This window comes from Pseudomonas sp. NFACC45, assembly GCF_900113505.1.
Taxonomy (GTDB): domain Bacteria; phylum Pseudomonadota; class Gammaproteobacteria; order Pseudomonadales; family Pseudomonadaceae; genus Aquipseudomonas; species Aquipseudomonas tehranensis.
The window spans coordinates 222,816-243,093 of the sequence record NZ_FOPO01000013.1; the positions used below are offsets into that span (position 1 = coordinate 222,816).

The window sequence follows — 20,278 nt, forward strand, 5'->3', positions numbered from 1 at the left end:
AAGCCCTGTGTTTTTTAGCCCAATCGAATATTCAGGCTTTGTGCGTCCCCGGTGCGCGCGGCGCTGATCAACTGTTGCCGTGCGGTCGTGGTCAACGGATTGAGCCAGCTGACCACCGTATGGCTGCGGCCCAGGCGCAACGCTTCGCAGGTCAGTTGCTGGGCGCTTTGAGTGCCCCGCGGCTGTAGCAGCAGGATGCGCTCACGGTTCAAGCCCGCATCTCGCAGCCAGGCCTGGGTGACACTGGCCGGTGGTGCGATCAGCGTCAGCCAGCGAGCGTCCTGGTCCTGGCTCAGCTCGCGCAGAATCGGCGCCAGCAGGTTCAGGCAGTTCCCGGCGGCACCACGTAACGACAGTTCGCTGAAGGCCTCGGGCTCGGCGCCCCAAGGTGACTCGATCACCTCTTTGAGGGCGGGAACCAGCGGTTGGGCCATGAACGCCTCGAACAGCGGAAGTTGAGTGTGTTGTGGTGTGTGTGGGAACTGCATAAAGCCTCCTTTAGCGGCGGATAACGCCGACACTCAAGCCTTCGATGACCAGATCCTGATCTTTAAGATCGACTTCGATGGGGGCGAACTCGGGATTCTCGGCAATCAGCCAGACCTTGCTACCGTCGCGCTTGAAGCGCTTGACGGTCACTTCATCACCGATTCGCGCCACCACGATCTGGCCGTTGCGGGCTTCGCGAGTGGTGTGGACCGCAAGAAGGTCACCGTCGAAAATGCCGATGTCCTTCATGCTCATGCCGTGCACGCGAAGAAGGTAGTCCGCCCGTGGATGGAAGAACGATGGGTTGATGTTGCAGGACTCTTCGACATGCTGCTCGGCGAGGATCGGAGCGCCTGCTGCTACCCGGCCGATGATCGGCAGGGTGGTTTCGTCGGCCTTGGCTTCAAAGCCAGGGATACGAATGCCGCGGGATGCGCCCGGGGTCATTTCGATAGCGCCCTTGCGAGCCAGCGCCTTGAGGTGCTCTTCAGCCGCGTTAGGCGACTTGAAGCCCAGTTCCTGGGCGATTTCCGCGCGGGTCGGCGGGTAGCCGTTGTCTTCGAGGCAGCGTTTGATGAAGGCCAGAATCTCTGCTTGGCGTGGCGTCAGCTTTAGCATATTGATCGCTCTGTCTTTTTATACAGTGACTGGGATTATATACAGTGGGCGCGGCTTGGCAATCCTCCTTTTCTCGCAGGCCGCTGGACGGTCGGTCGGGCCGCAAAAACGTCATGGGCTACAGCGGGCCGTAGGTGTGGTTAAATATCTGACCGAGCGTTCGCAAAACGTCCCGGCAGGCTTGACAACCCCAAGGCTGAAACGTATGTTTCAAACAAGTGTTTGTCAGGCGGAGTAGCCATGGCCCAGTCGGAAACCGTAGAACGCATTCTCGATGCTGCCGAGCAATTGTTCGCGGAAAAAGGTTTCGCTGAAACCTCATTGCGTCTGATCACCAGCAAGGCCGGGGTGAACCTGGCGGCGGTGAATTATCACTTCGGTTCGAAGAAAGCGCTGATCCAGGCAGTGTTCTCGCGTTTCCTAGGGCCTTTCTGTGTCAGCCTGGATCGTGAGCTGGAGCGGCGTCAGGCCAAGCCTGACGTCAAGCCAACCCTGGAAGAGCTACTGGAGATCCTGGTCGAGCAAGCTCTTGTCGTGCAGCCACGCAGCGGTAACGACCTTTCCATTTTCATGCGCTTGCTGGGCCTGGCATTCAGCCAGAGCCAAGGCCACCTGCGACGTTATCTGGAAGACATGTACGGCAAGGTTTTCCGCCGCTATATGCTTCTGGTCAATGAGGCCGCGCCGCGCATTCCGCCGATCGAGTTGTTCTGGCGCGTGCATTTCATGCTCGGCGCTGCTGCCTTCAGCATGTCCGGCATCAAGGCGCTGCGGGCCATCGCAGAAACCGATTTCGGTGTGAATACATCGATTGAGCAAGTGATGCGTCTGATGGTGCCATTTCTGGCTGCAGGCATGCGCGCCGAAAGCGGCGTTACCGATGAGGCCATGGCTGCCGCGCAGTTGCGCCCGCGCAGCAAATCAGCCCCGGCGCTCGCCAAGGCCTGAGTGCACGGGTGGGCGCGGCTGCCTACATCCGCTAAGCTAGCGGCCCATGCCGACTCTCGTTTCGAACCCGCTTTATATTTCATTGCATAACCGTGATCTGCCGGGTCTGGAGCCCGGTGGCGCGGTCGTGCGTGCGTCGCTGTGCGGGTTCATTGTTATCAAGGAAATATTATGACTGCTGGCCTGCAAGGCTCGTTGATGGTGGACGTCGCCGGTACCTGGTTGACGGCCGAAGATCGCCACCTGTTGCGCCAGCCCGAAGTGGGTGGCCTGATCATTTTTGCTCGCAATATCGAGCATCCACGTCAGGTGCGCGAGCTGAGCGCCTCGATCCGCGCCATCCGTCCCGACCTGCTGCTGGCGGTCGATCAGGAAGGCGGGCGTGTGCAGCGCCTGCGCCAGGGGTTTGTGCGGTTGCCGGCCATGCGGGCGATTGCCGACAACCCGAATGCCGAATACCTGGCCGAGCAGTGCGGCTGGATCATGGCCACTGAAGTGCTGGCGGTCGGCCTCGATTTGAGTTTTGCCCCGGTGCTGGACCTCGATTATCAACGTAGCGCGGTGGTCGGCAGTCGTGCCTTCGAAGGCGACCCCGAGCGTGCAGCGCTGCTGGCAGGTGCCTTCATTCGGGGCATGAACGCGGCCGGTATGGCCGCCACCGGCAAGCATTTCCCCGGCCACGGCTGGGCCGAAGCCGATTCCCATGTGGCCATTCCCAACGATGAGCGCAGCCTTGAACAGATCCGCGCCCACGATCTGGTTCCGTTCGCCAAACTGAGCAAACAACTGGCGGCAGTCATGCCGGCCCATGTCATTTATCCGCAGGTCGATGCCAATCCAGCCGGTTTTTCCCGGCGTTGGCTGCAGGACATTCTGCGTGGCGAATTGCAGTTCGATGGCGTGATCTTCAGCGATGATCTGTCGATGGCGGGTGCTCATGTGGTGGGTGATGCCGCCAGTCGTATCGAGGCGGCGTTGTCGGCCGGTTGTGACATGGGGCTGGTGTGCAACGATCGCGCCGCCGCCGAACTGGCCTTGAGCGCTGCCCAGCGGTTGAAGGTCAAACCATCGGCGCGCATCGCACGCATGCACGGGCAGGCCTTCGCCTCCACCGAGTACCGCCAGGACCCACGCTGGCTGACGGCAATCAGCGCGCTGAAAGCCGCCCAACTGATCGATTAAGGACATTTGTCATGACCGTTTACGCAATTATCGGCGGCACTGGCCTGACCCAGCTCGAAGGTCTGACCATTCGCCAGTCCTTGGCAGTAGAAACGCCCTATGGTGCGCCATCGGCAGAGGTGCAGATCGGTGACTACGCCGGGCGCGAAGTGCTGTTTCTGGCCCGTCACGGCCATCCTCATCGCTTTCCACCTCATCAGGTGAACTATCGCGCCAACCTCTGGGCCCTGAAGCAGGCCGGCGCCGAGGCGATCCTGGCGGTCAACGCCGTGGGCGGGATTCACGCCGCGATGGGCACCGGGCATTTCTGCGTGCCTCACCAATTGATCGATTACACCAGCGGCCGTCAGCACACCTATTTTGCCGATGACCTGGAGGCGGTTACCCACATTGATTTCAGCTACCCCTACAGCGAGGCGCTGCGCCAGCAACTGATCGCCGCCCTGGCCGCCGAAGGCTGTGGCTACAGCAGCCATGGCGTCTACGCCTGCACCCAGGGCCCGCGCCTGGAAACCGTGGCCGAAATCGCCCGCCTGGAACGCGACGGTTGCGACATCGTCGGCATGACCGGCATGCCGGAAGCGGCGCTGGCGCGTGAACTGGACCTCGATTACGCCTGCCTGGCGCTGGTGGTGAATCCGGCGGCGGGCAAGTCCACGGCCGTGATCACCATGGCGGAAATCGAGCAGGCGCTGCATGACGGGATGGGGAAGGTGAAGTCGACGTTGGCGCGGGTATTGAAGGCTGGCTAGTGGAACAGGCAGTGAAAACGGATGCAAAGGTTTCCTGCTGTCGGTAAGGGCTATTCGTACAAAGCTCTCGGAAGGCTCCGATTTTCGGTTTCGTCATCCGCCATTAAAGTGCTGAGCCTATGATTAAATCGATTGCAGAGCTTCTTGAGACTGAGTGGGGGGAGTCGTTCGGTCACCGTACGCTTGCTCGTGGGTTCGACTACGCCGAGGAAGAACGCGTCCGGATACTGCAAGTCGATGGGCGATCGGTTCATGCTGAATGCGAGGGGGCTGAGGCTAATGTCTACCAGCAGGTGATCAAACTCATTCGTTATCAGGGTTACGACGAGGTTCGTTACGAATGCTCGTGCCCGGTTGGCGGCGATTGCAAGCACTGTGTCGCCGCCATGTTCCATCTGACGTGGAATGAGCAAGCCCTGCAAGCCGGTTCCGGCAGCGAACATCTGAGCCGCGATCTTGAAGCCTGGATCGAGCATATTCCTGCGCAAGGTTCCGATTCGACTGCCACCGCGAATAACTCCGATGTCCGGCTCTTTTACAAACTCAAGAGCACAGAGGCCGGCAGATGGGGGCTGGAGCTCTTCAAGGGCCGTCAGCTCAACGATGGTTCCCTACGGGATCTGAAAGCGTTTTATCAGCTTGGCGACATGCTGATTCGTTTGCCGAACTACATGTCTGACATTGACCAGCAGATCGGTCGGTTGCTGATCAGCAGTCAACATTTTCATGGTCAGATGAACAGCTATCCGTTGCAAGGGCGCAATGGCACCGATGTACTGGCGCTGGCATTGCAGTCTTCGCGCTTGTACTTCGAGCTGGACCCGCCGCAGCCGCTGAGCGCAGGGGCTCAGAAGCCCGCGCAGTTCACCTGGGCTGAGCAACCCAACGGCAACTACAGGCCTCAGTGGCAAAGTGCCGATCAACCTCCGGGTAAGATTCTGCCGCTCGAGCCGCTTCATTATCTGGATGTATCGCGCAGGGAGCTTGGCCGGCTGACCTATGAAATGGACGACAAACTGGCCTGCCATTTATGCCTCGCGCCAGAGATACCCGCGCGCCAGGCTGTGCTTTTCAGCCATCGGCTCAATGCTGTCGACCGACCCATCCCTGCGCCAAAAAAATTGAGCGAGCGCATCATCGACGACGTTGAGCCGCGGGCGGTGCTGAAGTTGGGAAGCGAACTCAACCTTCGGCACTGGAAGTCGGTTCCAGAGCATCGTGCGGCGTTGACCTTTCTTTACGACGGTCATGTCGCGGACGATAAAGAAACCACGCAGGTATCGGTTCTGTCCGGGACCGAGACGTTGCGCATCCGGCGTAAGCCGGATGTCGAACAAGCCTTTCGCAATGTTCTGCGTAAGGCAGGTTTCAAAAAAGCCAGCCGCAAAAGCCTTGCACTGGAGGGTAGCGCGGGTGAGATGTTCCAGATGCCGGATGACGCCGCCTGGTTGGCGTTCATGGATAAAGGCCTGCCGCAGTTGCGGGCCGCCCATTGGCAAATCGATATGGAAGACGGCTTTCATTTCGATCTGCAACCGGTGGAGCAGCTATACGCCGACATCGAGGAATCTCCTGGCCAGGAGTGGTTCGATTTACAGTTGGGTGTTGTCGTCAATGGCAAGCGCCACAGTCTGTTGCCGATTTTGCTTCATCTGCTTCGCTCAAACCCCGAAATGATGGACCCGGGAACTCTCGATCAGCGCAGTGACGAGCAGTTGTTGTTGGTTGATCTCAATAGCGGAAAATTCTTGGCCGGTCCTGGCGTGAAAGTCGCGTTGCCGTATGGGCGGGTCAAACCGTTGATGGCGACCCTCGGCGAGTTGTACATGAAGGAGCATCGGGGCGACTCGTTGCGCTTGAGCGCTTTCGATGCGGCCAGGCTTAACACGCTGGAAGGTGTTCCGCTGGTGTGGCAGGGTGGCGAGCGGTTGCGCGCTTTCGCAAAGCGATTGCATGAATCAACTCATGTGCATGTCCCTGCGCCCGAGGGGCTCAAGGCTATGCTGCGACCGTACCAGCTCGAAGGGCTCAATTGGATGCAGACCCTGCGTGAGCTGGAGGTCGGCGGCATCCTGGGCGATGACATGGGCCTGGGTAAAACCTTGCAGACCCTGGCTCATCTGCTGTGCGAGAAGCAAGCCGGACGCCTGGATGTCCCGGCGCTCGCCGTCATGCCCACCAGCCTGATTCCCAACTGGCTCGACGAGGCGGCACGGTTTACTCCGCAGCTCAAGGTGGTAGCGCTTCATGGCGCTGCCCGACAAAAAGACTTCGCCAGCCTGACACAGTACGACCTGATATTGACGACGTATGCCTTGTTGCCACGGGATCTGGAGGTGTTAAAGCCCCAGGCCTGGAGTGTGCTGATTCTCGATGAAGCGCAGAACATCAAGAACCCCACCAGCAAGACCGCCCAGGCTGCCCGCGAACTCAATGCCCGACAGCGTCTGTGCCTGTCCGGCACGCCCCTGGAAAATCACTTGGGTGAACTCTGGTCGCTGTTTCATTTCCTGTTGCCCGGGTGGCTGGGGGACAGCAAAAGCTTTAACCGGGACTACCGGACGCCCATTGAAAAACACGGCAACAGCGAGCGCATGCGGCATCTGACGGCCCGGATAAAACCTTTTTTACTGCGGCGTAAAAAAGAGCAGGTCGCCACCGAGCTGCCACCCAAGACTGAAATCGTGCATTGGGTCGACCTCAGTGACGGGCAGCGGGATGTTTATGAAACCGTGCGCGTGGCCATGGACAAGAAGGTACGTGACGAAATTGCCCGTAGTGGTGTGGCTCGCAGCCAGATCATCATCCTTGATGCGTTACTTAAGTTGCGTCAGGTCTGTTGCGATCTGCGGTTGCTCAATACCGCGCAGACCGCCAAAGCACTGCGTTCCGGCAGCGGCAAGTTGGTCAGCTTGATGGAGATGCTTGAAGAGCTGCTCAGCGAAGGGCGCAAGATTCTGTTGTTTTCCCAGTTCACCTCGATGCTGGCCTTGATAGAGGAGGAGCTGCAAAAGCGTAGTTTTGACTATTCGTTGTTGACCGGCAGCACCACGGATCGGCGTACGCCGGTGAGGGATTTTCAAAGCGGCAAGGTGTCGCTGTTCCTGATCAGCCTCAAGGCCGGCGGTACGGGTCTCAATCTGACGGCTGCCGACACGGTGATTCACTTCGATCCGTGGTGGAACCCGGCGGTGGAAAATCAGGCGACCGACCGGGCTTATCGGATCGGTCAGAACAAGCCCGTGTTTGTTTACAAGCTGATTGCCCGGGGCACGGTGGAGGAGAAGATGCAGGCGCTTCAGCAGGATAAGGCCGCGTTGGCCGGCAGTGTGCTGGATGGCGGAATGACGGGTGGGTTGGGGCTTGAGCAGAGCGATATCGAAGCGCTGTTTGCGCCGTTGCCCAAGGCCTGATAATCCGTCATCGCGAGTACGCTTACTCCGTAGGAGCTGGCGAAGCCTGCGATCTTTTGATCTTTTTGCGTTGGATTTTATGGGCAGGGGAAAGATCGCAGCCTCGTTGCACTCGACAGCTCCTACGGGCTCCTGCGGGCGCCTATAAGTTCGCTCAGCGTTTTTCCAGCTTGTCCGGCAATGGCGCGAACAGTGCCTCGATATCGTCGCTTTGCAGTTTCCAGTCTCCGGCCACGCGCCCGTCCAATACGCCGGCTGCGAGGTCGGATTTTTCCTTCTGCAGCAGCTGAATCTTCTCTTCAACCGTGCCTCGGGCAATCAGTTTGTAGACGAACACCGGTTTTTCCTGGCCGATGCGATAGGCGCGGTCGGTCGCCTGGTTTTCGGTGGCGGGGTTCCACCATGGGTCGTAGTGAATCACTGTGTCGGCCTCGGTGAGGTTCAGGCCCACGCCGCCGGCCTTCAGGCTGATCAGAAAGATCTGACGCTTGCCACTCTGAAATTCTTTGACGGGCGTGCGTCGGTCCCGGGTCTGGCCGGTCAGGATGGCGTAATCGACGCCGCGTTTCTTCAGTTCGTCTTCGATCAGCGACAGCATCGAGGTGAACTGAGAAAACAGCAGCACCCGACGACCTTCTTCAAACAGCTCTTCGAGCATCTCCATCAGGCTGTCGAGCTTGCCTGAAGTGCTGCCCCGGGCGGGCAGGGCGGCATCGTTGAGCAGACGCAGGTCACAACACACCTGACGAAGCTTGAGCAGTGCCTCGAGAATGATGATCTGGCTGCGAGCCACGCCTTTGCGGGTGATCTCGTCGCGTACCTTCTTGTCCATGGCCAGGCGCATGGTTTCGTAGACATCCCGCTGGGCATCGCTGAGCTCGACCCAATGGATGATCTCGGTCTTGGGTGGCAGTTCTGTCGCCACTTGCTCCTTGGTCCGGCGCAGCAGAAAAGGTTTTATCCGACCGTTGAGGTGCTGCAGGCGCACATCGCTGCCGCGCTTTTCAATCGGCACGCGGTAGTCGCGGTTGAAGCTCTTGACGTCCCCGAGCCAGCCCGGGAGCAGGAAGTGAAACAGCGACCACAATTCGCCCAGGTGGTTTTCCAGAGGCGTACCGGACAGACACAGCCGCTGCCTCGCGTTGAGTTCGCGGGCGGCCTGGGCGGCTTTGCTGTTCGGGTTCTTGATGTACTGGGCTTCATCGAGGATCAGCACATGCAACGGCTGCGCCGCCAGGCGCTCGACATCCTTGGGCAGCAGCGCATAAGTGGTGAGGACCAGGTCGTAATCGGCCAGCCGGTCAAAATGCTTCTTGCGCCCGGCACCGTACAAGGCCAACACCTTGAGTTGCGGGGTGAAGTGGGCGGCCTCGTCGAGCCAGTTGGGGATCAGGCTGGTGGGCATGACCACCATGCAAGGGCGGTCGAGGCGCCCGGCGTTTTTTTCGCTGAGGATGTGCGCCAGGGTTTGCAGGGTTTTGCCCAGGCCCATATCGTCCGCGAGGATGCCGCCCACTTCCAGTTGCCGCAGCGATTGCATCCAGCTCAACCCTTCGAGCTGATAAGGCCGCAGTGTGGCGTTCAGGCCTTCTGGCGCCGTGCTGGTGTAGTCCTTGATGTCCCGCAGGCGCTGGGCCAGGCCACGGATGTGCTCGCCGCCTTCCCAGCGCAGGGGCATGTCTTGCAGCGGGTTCAGGCGCAGGGCATCTGCGCTGTTCAAGCGCAGTTTGGTGGTGCCCGGTTCTTGCAGGTAAAACTCGCCCAGGGTGGCCAGCACCGGTTTCAGCCGGCCATAGGGCAGGGCCACTTGCTGCGGGCCGAACTCGGAGTTCGGGCGGTTAGGCAAGTTGACCAGGATGAGTTCGTCATCGCGGCGCCTGGCCAGGCGTTCCGGGTTGAACAGCTCGATGTGCGAACGCATCAGGTTCAGCAGAATCGGCAGCAGGCTCAATCGCTCACCGTTGACGATGATCCCCAGTTCCAGATCGAACCAGTCCCGTTCCGGTGTCTCTTCGACTGTGGCGTACCATTCGTCCACCGCTGTCAGGTCGAAACCGAAATCCTCGTCGATCTGCAACTCCCAGCCCTGGCTACGCAGTTTCGGCAGATCGTTGAGGGTGAACGTCAGCCAGGCACTGTCGTTGACCATCTCGTACAGCTCACCGGCGCTTTCGGGCAGGGCCTTGCTTTGGCGGGTTGCGATTTTGAAGCCGAGGATGCGTAGCTGTTCGCGGTAGGACTGCTCGACTTCCGTCTGGCGTTTAATCCGCAGCGTCTGTGTGTCCTGGCGAATCAGTACGTCAGTGTTGCGCTGGCCGCTGACGTATTCGTCCAGGTAGCTGAAAGACAGGGCGGCGCGGTGCTGGATATAGCGCTGCATCTTGCCGTTGCGCGGCTCGAAAGCGCTGAACTCGATGCTTGCCAGCCACAGCCGCGGCACTGGCTGAACATTGTCCACCAGCACTTGCGGCGGGGCCTTGGGGCTGCGGTTTTCCAGCACGGCCTGGAGCTTCTCCAGCAACTGCGCGTCTTTCTCGGCGGCCGGGTAGGCCAGGGTTTCCTGGACTTGCAGCAGCACCGCCGCGCAGTGTTTGCAGTTGATGCGCACCGGGCAGGTACAGGCGGCTTCGAGCAGAATCAATGTGCCTTTGGCTGACTCTTTCAGGCGAATCGTCTGGCGGTAAACGTTGCCCCCAGAGCCTTCACAACTGGCGGTGATGGTGCTGTCGCCGGCCTCGACGATCCTGACGCGGTTTTCCAGCGCGTAACGACGCCCACGCTCCAGGCTCTGTTCCTTGAATCGATTGACCCAGGAGGGTGCCAGGGGTTTGCTCAGGGGCGAGGGCATAGGCGCGCCGATCAGTCCGGAATGACGTCAGGCGCCTGCCGTGGCGCAGGCGCAGTCAGCGAGGTGATTTTGATCAGCAGGCCGAGGTGGCCGTTGTCGAGGAAATTCAACTGACCATTTTTGGTATGGCTCTGCTGTTTGAGGCGTTCGCTGGAAGTGACCAGCCCATTGGTGTCGATCTGGTTGATCCAGAAGTCGGCATCCACATCGGTAAACCGCCCCAGTTTCAGTTCCAGGGTCCCTTCGATGGGGAACTGGCCGAACTGTTCTGCGCCATCACTGACGGCGATTCGGCTGCCCTGTTCGCCCAGGTTCTGCTGCCAGGCTTTGTGCATCAGCACTGTGTACTGGCCGCTGGCGTTGAGTTTTTCCACGACGTGACCCAATGCAGGCGTGCGCTGGCTGTTCGCGTCCAGGCGTTGCGCACCCGCGTCCCAGTTCTCCGGCGCGGCGCGGCTGACAATCGCCGGTTCGGCGTTCTGGCGCATCAGGATCATTTCAACCTGATACAGGTCGTCGGCAAACGCCAGGGGAGCGACCAGGGTCATCAACAAGGTCAGTGAGCGAAACAGGCGCATGGGGCGTCCTTCAAGCAGGGGGCGGAGTGAGGCGCTCGAACAGCGCTTCTACGGTATTGAAACGCTCTTCCGGGCGTTCCATGGGCACCATGAATTTGAACATCGTGGCACCTTCGAACTTGTAGCGTTTGGGCTGGCCCTGGATCAGCTTGATCAGTACCAGCGGATCGACCGGCGTCTGGGCTTCGAATTCGATACGACCGCCATTGGGGCCGCCATCGACTTTCTTGATGCCCAGTTGTTCGGCCTTGAGCTTGAGCCAGGTGGTACGCACCAGGTTCTTGGTGGGCTCCGGCAGCAGGCCGAAGCGGTCGATCATCTCCACTTGCAGGTCCTTGAGGCCTTCTTCGTCGGTGGCCGAGGCGATGCGTTTGTAGAGAATCAGCCGTGCGTGGACATCCGGCAGGTAGTCTTCCGGGATCAGCGCCGGCACCCGCAGATTGATTTCCGGCCCGCCGCCCAACGGTTGGTCGAGGTTCGGTTGCTCACCCTTGCGGATCGACTTGACCGCCCGTTCGAGCATTTCCATGTACAGGGTGAAGCCCACGGCCTGGATCTGGCCGCTCTGGCCGTCGCCCAGCAACTCGCCTGCACCCCGGATTTCCAGGTCGTTGGTGGCCAGCACGAAACCGGCGCCCAGGTCCTGGGTGTTGGCGATGGCCTCCAGGCGCTTCTCCGCGTCCGGGGTGATCTGCTGGCGCGGCGGCGTCAGCAGGTAAGCGTAGGCCTGGTGGTGGCTACGACCGACCCGACCGCGCAACTGGTGCAACTGGGCCAGGCCGAATTTGTCGGCGCGCTCGATGATGATGGTGTTGGCGCTCGGCACGTCGATGCCGGTCTCGATGATGGTCGAGGCGATCAGCACGTTGAAGCGCTTGTGGTAGAAATCGCTCATCACCTGTTCGAGTTCACGTTCGCGCATCTGCCCGTGGCCGATACCGATGCGGGCTTCCGGCACCAGCTCGGCCAGGTCGGCGGCGCATTTCTCGATGGTCTTGACATCGTTGTGCAGGTAATAGACCTGGCCGCCACGCAGCAGCTCGCGCAGCAGGGCTTCCTTGATCGTGCTTTTGTTCTGCTCCATGACGAAGGTGCGCACCGACAGGCGCCGGGCCGGCGGCGTGGCGATGATCGACAGGTCACGCATGCCCGACACTGCCATGTTCAGCGTGCGCGGAATCGGTGTGGCCGTCAGGGTCAGGATGTCGACCTCGCTGCGCAGGGCCTTGAGCTGTTCTTTCTGGCGCACGCCAAAGCGGTGCTCTTCGTCGATGATCACCAGCCCCAGGTTTTTGATCTTCACATCGTCCTGCAGCAGTTTGTGCGTACCGATGACGATGTCGATCTTGCCCTCGGCCAGGTCGGCCACCGCAGCGTTCACTTCCTTGGTGGACTTGAAGCGGCTCATCACCTCCACGGTCACCGGCCAGTCGGCGAAGCGGTCGCGGAAACTGTTGTAGTGCTGCTGGGCGAGCAGGGTGGTGGGCACCAGGATTGCCACCTGTTTACCGCCGTGCACGGCAATGAACGCGGCGCGCATCGCCACTTCGGTCTTGCCAAAGCCCACATCGCCGCACACCAGCCGGTCCATCGGCTTGGGCGCGAGCATGTCGGCGCGCACGGCTTCGATGGTGGTCTGCTGGTCGACGGTTTCCTCGAAGGGGAAACCGGCGCTGAAGGTTTCGTAGTCGGCTTTCGGGTCGGCGAAGGCATACCCCTCGCGGGCGGCGCGACGGGCATAGATGTCCAGCAACTCGGCGGCGACATCGCGCACCTGTTCGGCGGCCTTGCGCTTGGCCTTCTGCCAGGTTTCCGAACCCAGGCGATGCAGCGGCGCGAGGGCGTCGTCGCTACCGGTGTAGCGGGCGATCAGGTGTAGGTTAGCCACCGGCACGTAGAGTTTGGCGCCCTCGGCGTATTCCAGGGTGAGGAATTCGGCGGCCTGGTTGTCGATTTCCAGGGTCGCCAGGCCCAGATAGCGGCCTACACCGTGGTCGATGTGCACCACTGGCGCGCCTTCGCGCAGCTCGGTGAGGTTCTTGATGACGGCGTCGTTGGCGGCGTCGGCGCGTTTCTCGCGACGACGACGCTGCATGACGCGTTGGCCGAACAATGGGCTTTCGGCCACCAGCGCCAGGGCCGGGTCTTCCAGGACAAGGCCATCATTCAGCGGCGCGATGATAATCGCCAGGCGATCTTTGCCGGCGACGAAGTCCGGCCAGCTATCGACGGTTTTCGGTCTCAGCTTCAGGCGTTCAAGCAGCTCCAGCAGCACTTCGCGACGACCGGCGGATTCGGCGGTGAACAGCACGCGGCCGGGGAAACCCTCGAGAAAACCGGCCAGGGCCGCCAGTGGCTGCGTGGCCTTGGCTTCGATCGCCAGGTCCGGCAAGGCCTTGGCCGGGAAGCGTTCGCGGCCGACGCCGGTTTCCACGTCCTGCTGGCTTGCCACCACGCGTGGCCAGCTCTTGAGTCGGGCAAAACAGTCTTCCACCGGCAGGAACAGCTCGGCCGGGGGCAATAACGGGCGGGAAGGGTCGACGCGGCGCTCTTCGTAGCGATTGCGCACATCGTTCCAGAAGTTCTCCGCCGCCTGCTCGATGCCGGGCAGGGAAAACACCTGGGTGTCCTGGGGCAGGTAATCGAACAGGGTGGAGGTTTCTTCGAAAAACAGCGGCAGGTAGTACTCGATACCGGCGGGAGTGATCCCGCTGCTCAGGTCCTGGAAGATCGGGCAGCGACGGAAATCCACATCGAAGCGTTCGCGAAAGCGCGCCTTGAAGCGGGTCACGGCGTCTTTTTGCAGCGGGAATTCCTTGGCCGGCAGCAGGCGCACCGACTGTACTTTGTCGATGGAGCGTTGGTTTTCCGGATCGAAGGTGCGCAGGGTTTCGATTTCGTCATCGAACAGGTCGATGCGGTAAGGCAACTTGCTGCCCATTGGGAACAGATCGATCAGCGCGCCGCGCACCGCGAACTCGCCGTGCTCATACACCGTATCGACGCAACGATAGCCACTGGCTTCAAGACGGCTGCGCATTTGCTCGACGTCGAGCTTCTGGCCGATGTCCAGCACCAGGCTGCTGCCCAGCAAAAACTGGGTCGGTGCCAGGCGATGTAGGGCCGTGGTGATCGGCACTACCAAAACGCCATGACTGAGCTCCGGCAACCGATAAAGGCTGGCGATTCGCTGGGAAACGATGTCCTGGTGGGGCGAAAACAGATCGTAGGGCAGGGTTTCCCAGTCCGGGAAATGCAGCACGGGCAAATCCGGGGCGAAGAAACTCAGTTCCTGTTCGAGCCGCTCGGCGCTTTGGCTGTCGGCGGTCAGCAGCAGGGTAAAGCGCTTTGCAGCGCTGGCAGCCTCGGCGATGGCCAGGCTCAGGGCGGCACCGGGCAGGTTGCCCCAGTGCTGTTTACCTGCCGCGGCAGGGAGAAGCGGGAGACGCAGAACGGGCACGGAAGGTTGAGCTCCAGCGTTGCGACAAAGTCGGCAATTGTAGCGGGGGAAGGGGGCGGCTGTCAGTCGCAGACTACCCTGGCGAACAGGAAAACCACGGTGCGACAGGCGCGCATTGCTCCGCCGAAGACTCGGCGGCATAATGTAGCCCCTTTTTTCAGCCCCTACATGTGGAAGGTTCCCGTGACTCAGAAGCCCGACCAGTGTCTTGGTGAATGGATCGATCGTGAAGCACTCGCAGAAGCGATGATCCCTCTCATCGGTCAGCTCTACCGCAATAACAACGTGGTGAGCTCGATCTATGGCCGCAGCCTGATCAACCAGTCTGTCATCGCGATTCTCAAGGCTCATCGCTTTGCTCGCCACCGTTCTTCCGACGACAGCGAACTCTCCGTCCACGAAACATTCCCGCTGCTCAAGGCCATGAGCGAGCTCAAGCTCGGCGCGGCTTCGGTGGACCTGGGCAAGTTGGCGTTCAAATTCCGTAACGAAGGCAATGGCCGTAGCGCCGAGCAGTTCGTTCGTGAAGAGATGGCTGATGTGGTTGGCCAGCAGAACGCTTCGCCTCGCAAGGGCACTGACGTGGTCCTGTACGGCTTCGGTCGTATCGGCCGTCTGCTGGCGCGCATCCTGATCGAAAAAACCGGTGGCGGCGACGGCCTGCGCCTGCGGGCCATCGTGGTGCGCAAAGGCGCCGAGAACGACCTGACCAAGCGCGCCAGCCTGTTGCGTCGTGATTCGGTCCATGGTTCGTTCAACGGCACCATCATCATCGATGAAGAAAACAACACCATTCTCGCCAACGGCAACCTGATCCAGGTGATCTACGCGAAGAGCCCGACCGAGGTGGACTACACCCAGTACGGCATCAAGGACGCACTGCTGGTGGACAACACCGGTGTCTGGCGTGACGCCGACGGTCTGGGCCAGCACCTGGCCTGCCCGGGTATCGACCGCGTCGTTCTGACCGCACCTGGCAAGGGCAAGCTCAAGAACATCGTTCACGGCATCAACCACGGCGAAATCACCGCTGACGACAAGATCGTCTCCGCCGCTTCCTGCACCACCAACGCCATCGTGCCGGTGCTCAAGGCGGTGAACGACAAGTTCGGCATCATCAACGGTCACGTCGAAACCGTTCACTCGTACACCAACGACCAGAACCTGATCGACAACTTCCACAAGGGCGACCGTCGTGGCCGTAGCGCCGCGCTGAACATGGTGATCACCGAGACCGGTGCCGCCACCGCCGCAGCCAAGGCTTTGCCTGAGCTGGCCGGCAAGCTGACCGGCAACGCGATCCGTGTACCGACGCCGAACGTGTCGATGGCCATCCTCAACCTGAACCTTGAGAAGGCTGCCACCCGTGAAGAAATGAACGAGTACCTGCGCTACATGGCGCTGCACTCCGACCTGCACAAGCAGATCGATTTCGTCAATTCCCAGGAAGTGGTGTCCACCGACTTCGTTGGCTCGCGCCATGCCGGTGTGGTCGACGCTGAAGCGACCATCGTTCAGGACAACCGCGTTGTGCTGTACGTTTGGTACGACAACGAGTTCGGTTACAGCTGCCAGGTGGTTCGCGTGATGGAAGACATGGCCGGTGTAAACCCGCCAGCATTTCCGCGCTAAGCCTTAGCCGCAGATGAAAACGCCCCGACTTGTCGGGGCGTTTTTTTGTCTGGGGTTTTGTGTTGTGGGGACTGGCCTCATCGCGAGCAGGCTCGCTCCCACAGTTGAACGGGGTGCTGGTGATGCATGCGTCCAATGTGGGAGCGGGCCTGCTCCGGGCGGCGATCCGACGAAGGCGATCCATCAGGCGCCGCTCACCATCGAGGCCTGCGCAGTCCGCAGTTCATGGCGATTACCCTTGAACAACACCAGGGTGGCAATTAACCCCAGCACTGCCGCGCCACTGAGCCAGATCCCCGGTGCGGCCTTGTTGCCCAGCACATGGATCAGATAAGTGCAGGCCGCTGGGGTAAACCCGCCGAAGGTCGCGGTTGCCAGACTGTAGGCCAGGGAGAAGCCGGTGGTGCGCACTTCGAGCGGCATGATTTCCGTCAAGGCGACGACCATGGCGCCGTTGTACGATCCATACAGGAATGACAACCACAATTCCACGATCAGCAAATGACTGAAGCTGGGGTTCGCCACCAGCCAGGACAGCGCCGGATATGCCGTGAGAATCGCCAGAATAGTCGCACCCAGTAGCAAGGGCTTGCGTCCGATCTTGTCGGAAAATGCGCCCATCACCGGCAGCCAGAAGAAGTTCGATAGTCCGATGCATACCGTGACCAGCAACGCATCCAGGTCCGACAGGTTCAATTCGGCTTTACCGAAGGTCGGGGTGTACGCCGTGATCAGGTAAAACGACACCGTGGTCATCACCACCAGCGCCATGCCCGCCAGGACGATGCCGAAATTCTGACCGATGGAACGGATGATTTCCGATAGGGTAGGGCGATGTTTTCTCGCCTGGAACTCAGGTGTTTCTTCCAGTGAGCGACGGATCACGAATATCACCGGCACAATCATGCAACCCACCAGGAACGGCACGCGCCAGCCCCATTCGCCCATCTCCTGGGGACTCAGCCAGTGATTGAGGCCAACGCCCAGCAGGCCGGCAAACACGACGGCCGCCTGTTGACTGGCGGATTGCCAACTGACAAAGAAACCCTTGCGTCCCGGCGTGGAAATTTCCGCCAGGTACACCGACACACCACCGAGCTCAACACCGGCGGAAAAGCCCTGCAGCAATCGCCCCAGCAGCACCAGCAGCGGTGCCGCCACGCCGAGAGTGGCGTAACCCGGCACACAGGCGATAAGCACCGTGCCGGCGGCCATCATCGCCAAGGTGATGATCAAACCTTTGCGGCGGCCGTGCCGGTCGATGTAGGCCCCGAGAAAAATCGCCCCCAACGGGCGCATCAAGAATCCGGCGCCAAATGTGGCCAGGGACAGCATCAGCGAGGCGAAAGCACTGTCGGTGGGGAAGAACGTCTTGGCGATGGCCGTGGCGTAGAAGCCGTAGACCATGAAGTCGAACATCTCCAGGAAGTTGCCGCTGACAACGCGAAAAATCGCCTTGCCGTTGCTCGTGGTGGAAGACATGGGTCGGTACTCACTCTGACAATCTTGTATGGAGGCGCTGCACGCTGTGGGGGGGGCTGCCTGTGGGAGCAAAGCTTGCTCGCGATGAACGAAAACGCAGCCTTGTAGCTGGACCGTGTCGCATGCATCGCGAGCAAGCTTTGCTCCCACAGGTCTGCTCCCACAGGTTCGCGCATGCACGCGCTGAAGCCCATAATGGCCGGCGCGGTTTTGAGGGGGGATGAAGATTTGTTAACTGGACGGTGGCTGGGGCTTGTGGTGTTGGTCGGGGTTCTGGCCGGCTGCGGCAATGGCGAGCGCCTGGAGCGCTTCGATGGCCCGACCATGGGCAGTCATTATTCCATTCAATACGTCAGGCATTCCGCCACGCCCGGTCCGAAAGCGGTGCAGGCCGAGGTGGAAAACGTCCTTGCCGAAGTGGATCGGCAATTCTCGACCTATCGCAGCGATTCGGACATCGAGCGTTTCAACGCGCTGCCTGCTGATAGCTGCCTGGTCATGCCCGGTCCGGTACTCGAACTGATCGGTGTGGGTGAGCAGTTGTCAGCCCAAAGCGACGGTTCTTTTGACCTGACGGTGGAACCGCTGCTGAACCTGTGGGGTTTCGGTCCTCAGTCCCGAGAAGAGAAAGTGCCGACCACGGAAGCCTTGGTCCAGGTGCGCCAGCGCGTCGGGCAGGGTCATTTGCGCATCGACGGCGACCGGCTGTGCAAGGACGCCGCGGTGGAGGTCGACTTCAACAGCATCGCTGCGGGCTATGCCGTCGACCGGATCGCCGCCAGACTCCAGGCCCTGGGCATCGACAGTTACCTGGCCGAAGCCACCGGTGAACTCAAGGCTGCCGGGCGTAAACCCGACGGCTCGGCCTGGCGCATTGCCCTGGAGGAGCCTCGGGATGACCGGCAAGTGGCTGAGCGTGTCATCGAAGTCAACGGCTACGCAGTCTCGACGTCCGGTGACTATCGGCGTTATTTCGAACAGGACGGGGCGCGATACTCCCACACCTTTGATGCACGTACCGGTGCACCGGTCCTACACAACCTGGCGTCAGTCACGGTGATTCATCCTTCGGCGTTGATGGCCGATGGACTGTCGACGCTGTTGCTGATTCTCGGTCCCGAACGGGGTTGGGACTATGCCCGGAAGCATGGCATCGGGGTATTTTTCGTATTGCGCGATGGCAATCGTTTTGTGACTCGTACCAATGATGAGTTTGAACGGATCAGTCGCGGAAAAACCCAATGATGACAGCGCTGTGAAAGCATACCTGTGGCGAAATAGCGCAGGCAAAACTAGCCTACGACGCGACCAAGGGGTAATGTGCGCGGCGTTGACGCTTCTATAGACTGTGGCCGGGCTCGTGAACCGGCCTGAAAATTGTTCCTTCATGTCGCTGGCCGGCATGATTTAGCCGTGGTGCCAAGTGTGGCGTCGCGGCCTGTTCTGAGGAGTACGCATGGCTGTCTACAACTACGACGTGGTGGTATTGGGTTCCGGCCCGGCGGGAGAAGGCGCGGCAATGAACGCCGCCAAGGCAGGGCGCAAGGTCGCGATGGTCGACAGCCGTCGGCAGGTCGGTGGCAACTGCACCCACTTGGGCACCATCCCGTCCAAGGCCTTGCGTCACTCGGTCCGGCAGATCATGCAGTTCAACACCAACCCGATGTTCCGCGCCATCGGCGAGCCGCGTTGGTTCTCCTTCCCGGACGTGCTCAAGAGCGCCGAGAAGGTGATCTCCAAGCAAGTTGCCTCGCGCACCGGTTACTACGCCCGCAACCGGGTCGATGTGTTCTTCGGCACCGGCAGCTTTGCCGACGAGCAGACTGTTGAAGTGGTGTGCGGCAATGGCGTGGTCGAAAAGCTGGTAGCCAAGCACATCATCATCGCCACCGGCTCGCGCCCGTATCGTCCGGCCGATATCGATTTCAACCACGCACGTATCTACGATAGCGACACGATCCTGAGCCTGGGCCATACCCCTCGTAAGCTGATTGTCTACGGCGCCGGGGTGATCGGTTGCGAATACGCCTCGATCTTCAGCGGCCTCGGTGTGCTGGTGGAGCTGGTGGATAACCGCGGCCAGTTGCTGAGCTTCCTGGACTCGGAAATCTCCCAGGCCCTGAGCTATCACTTCAGCAACAACAACATCACCGTGCGCCACAACGAAGACTACGACCGCGTCGAAGGCGTGGACAACGGCGTGATCCTGCACCTCAAGTCCGGCAAGAAAATCAAGGCCGACGCCTTGCTCTGGTGCAACGGCCGTACCGGCAACACCGACACTCTGGGCCTGGAAAACATCGGCGTGAAGGTCAACAGCCGTGGCCAGATCGAAGTTGACGAGAACTACCGCACCTGTGTGACGAACATCTACGGCGCCGGTGACGTGATCGGTTGGCCGAGCCTGGCCAGCGCCGCCCATGACCAGGGCCGTTCAGCGGCCGGCAGCATTGTCGACAACGGGAGCTGGCGCTTCGTCAACGACGTACCGACCGGCATCTACACCATTCCGGAGATCAGCTCGATCGGCAAGAACGAGCAGGAGCTGACCCAGGCCAAGGTGCCCTATGAAGTGGGCAAGGCCTTCTTCAAGAGCATGGCGCGGGCGCAGATCGCCGGAGAGCCGCAGGGCATGCTGAAGATCCTCTTCCACCGTGAGACGCTGGAAGTGCTGGGCGTGCACTGCTTCGGTTATCAGGCGTCGGAGATCGTTCACATCGGCCAGGCGATCATGAACCAGCCGGGCGAGCTGAACACGCTGAAATACTTCGTCAACACGACCTTCAACTACCCGACCATGGCCGAAGCCTATCGGGTAGCGGCCTATGACGGGCTCAACCGGCTTTTTTGAGCGGCTCCGGCCGGTGGCCTGAGCC

13 protein-coding genes are annotated in these 20,278 nt (G+C 60.6%); 7 read left to right on the forward strand and 6 right to left on the reverse strand.

Annotated features, from left to right (window positions below; genetic code table 11):
- Positions 1-14 precede the first annotated feature (14 nt).
- Positions 15-488: an SOS-induced cell division inhibitor SulA gene (sulA, locus tag BM132_RS23625; protein WP_047227209.1), complete on the reverse strand. Its 474-nt coding sequence runs from the start codon at positions 486-488 to the stop codon at positions 15-17.
- A gap of 10 nt (positions 489-498) precedes the next feature.
- Positions 499-1,107 (reverse strand): transcriptional repressor LexA, encoded by a 609-nt coding sequence (lexA, locus tag BM132_RS23630; protein WP_092403120.1) that lies wholly within the window; start codon positions 1,105-1,107, stop codon positions 499-501.
- Positions 1,108-1,347: 240 nt separating this feature from the next.
- Between lexA and BM132_RS23635 the strand changes: the two genes are divergently transcribed.
- The 4 genes from BM132_RS23635 (at position 1,348) to BM132_RS23650 (ending at position 7,402) form a co-directional block, all read left to right on the forward strand.
- Positions 1,348-2,055 carry a TetR/AcrR family transcriptional regulator gene (locus BM132_RS23635; RefSeq protein ID WP_092403122.1) on the forward strand — a complete coding sequence of 236 codons (708 nt, stop codon included), beginning with the start codon at positions 1,348-1,350 and terminating at the stop codon, positions 2,053-2,055.
- 183 nt (positions 2,056-2,238) lie between these two features.
- Positions 2,239-3,237, forward strand: coding sequence for a beta-N-acetylhexosaminidase (nagZ, locus tag BM132_RS23640; protein WP_177193397.1), 999 nt, complete (start codon positions 2,239-2,241; stop codon positions 3,235-3,237).
- 11 nt (positions 3,238-3,248) lie between these two features.
- A complete protein-coding gene (locus tag BM132_RS23645; RefSeq protein WP_092459095.1) occupies positions 3,249-3,989 on the forward strand; it encodes an S-methyl-5'-thioinosine phosphorylase in 741 nt (246 codons plus the stop codon).
- A gap of 119 nt (positions 3,990-4,108) precedes the next feature.
- A complete protein-coding gene (locus BM132_RS23650) occupies positions 4,109-7,402 on the forward strand; it encodes a DEAD/DEAH box helicase (RefSeq protein WP_092459097.1) in 3,294 nt (1,097 codons plus the stop codon).
- A gap of 154 nt (positions 7,403-7,556) precedes the next feature.
- Here the strand turns inward: BM132_RS23650 and BM132_RS23655 are convergent, their stop codons facing one another.
- Genes BM132_RS23655 through mfd form a run of 3 tightly spaced genes read right to left on the reverse strand, consistent with a single transcriptional unit; the run spans position 7,557 to position 14,288 of the window.
- Positions 7,557-10,250, reverse strand: coding sequence for a DEAD/DEAH box helicase (locus tag BM132_RS23655; protein WP_092403130.1), 2,694 nt, complete (start codon positions 10,248-10,250; stop codon positions 7,557-7,559).
- A gap of 11 nt (positions 10,251-10,261) precedes the next feature.
- Positions 10,262-10,828, reverse strand: coding sequence for a CsiV family protein (locus BM132_RS23660; protein ID WP_092459099.1), 567 nt, complete (start codon positions 10,826-10,828; stop codon positions 10,262-10,264).
- A 10-nt stretch (positions 10,829-10,838) separates the two neighbouring features.
- Positions 10,839-14,288, reverse strand: a complete 3,450-nt coding sequence (gene mfd, locus BM132_RS23665) for a transcription-repair coupling factor (RefSeq protein WP_092459101.1) — start codon at positions 14,286-14,288, stop codon at positions 10,839-10,841.
- Between the two features lie 168 nt (positions 14,289-14,456).
- On the opposite strand from mfd, the gene BM132_RS23670 reads away from it, so the two are divergent.
- Complete coding sequence (locus BM132_RS23670) at positions 14,457-15,920, forward strand: glyceraldehyde-3-phosphate dehydrogenase (RefSeq protein WP_092403136.1); 1,464 nt, start codon at positions 14,457-14,459, stop codon at positions 15,918-15,920.
- 183 nt (positions 15,921-16,103) lie between these two features.
- On the opposite strand, the gene BM132_RS23675 is transcribed toward BM132_RS23670, so the two are convergent.
- Positions 16,104-17,402, reverse strand: coding sequence for an MFS transporter (locus BM132_RS23675; RefSeq protein ID WP_092459103.1), 1,299 nt, complete (start codon positions 17,400-17,402; stop codon positions 16,104-16,106).
- A 195-nt stretch (positions 17,403-17,597) separates the two neighbouring features.
- Here BM132_RS23675 and BM132_RS23680 point away from each other — a divergent pair, with 195 nt between their 5' ends.
- Positions 17,598-18,647: an FAD:protein FMN transferase gene (locus tag BM132_RS23680; RefSeq protein WP_371264154.1), complete on the forward strand. Its 1,050-nt coding sequence runs from the start codon at positions 17,598-17,600 to the stop codon at positions 18,645-18,647.
- A 211-nt stretch (positions 18,648-18,858) separates the two neighbouring features.
- Positions 18,859-20,253, forward strand: a complete 1,395-nt coding sequence (gene sthA / locus BM132_RS23685) for a Si-specific NAD(P)(+) transhydrogenase (RefSeq protein ID WP_047227219.1) — start codon at positions 18,859-18,861, stop codon at positions 20,251-20,253.
- Positions 20,254-20,278 lie beyond the last annotated feature (25 nt).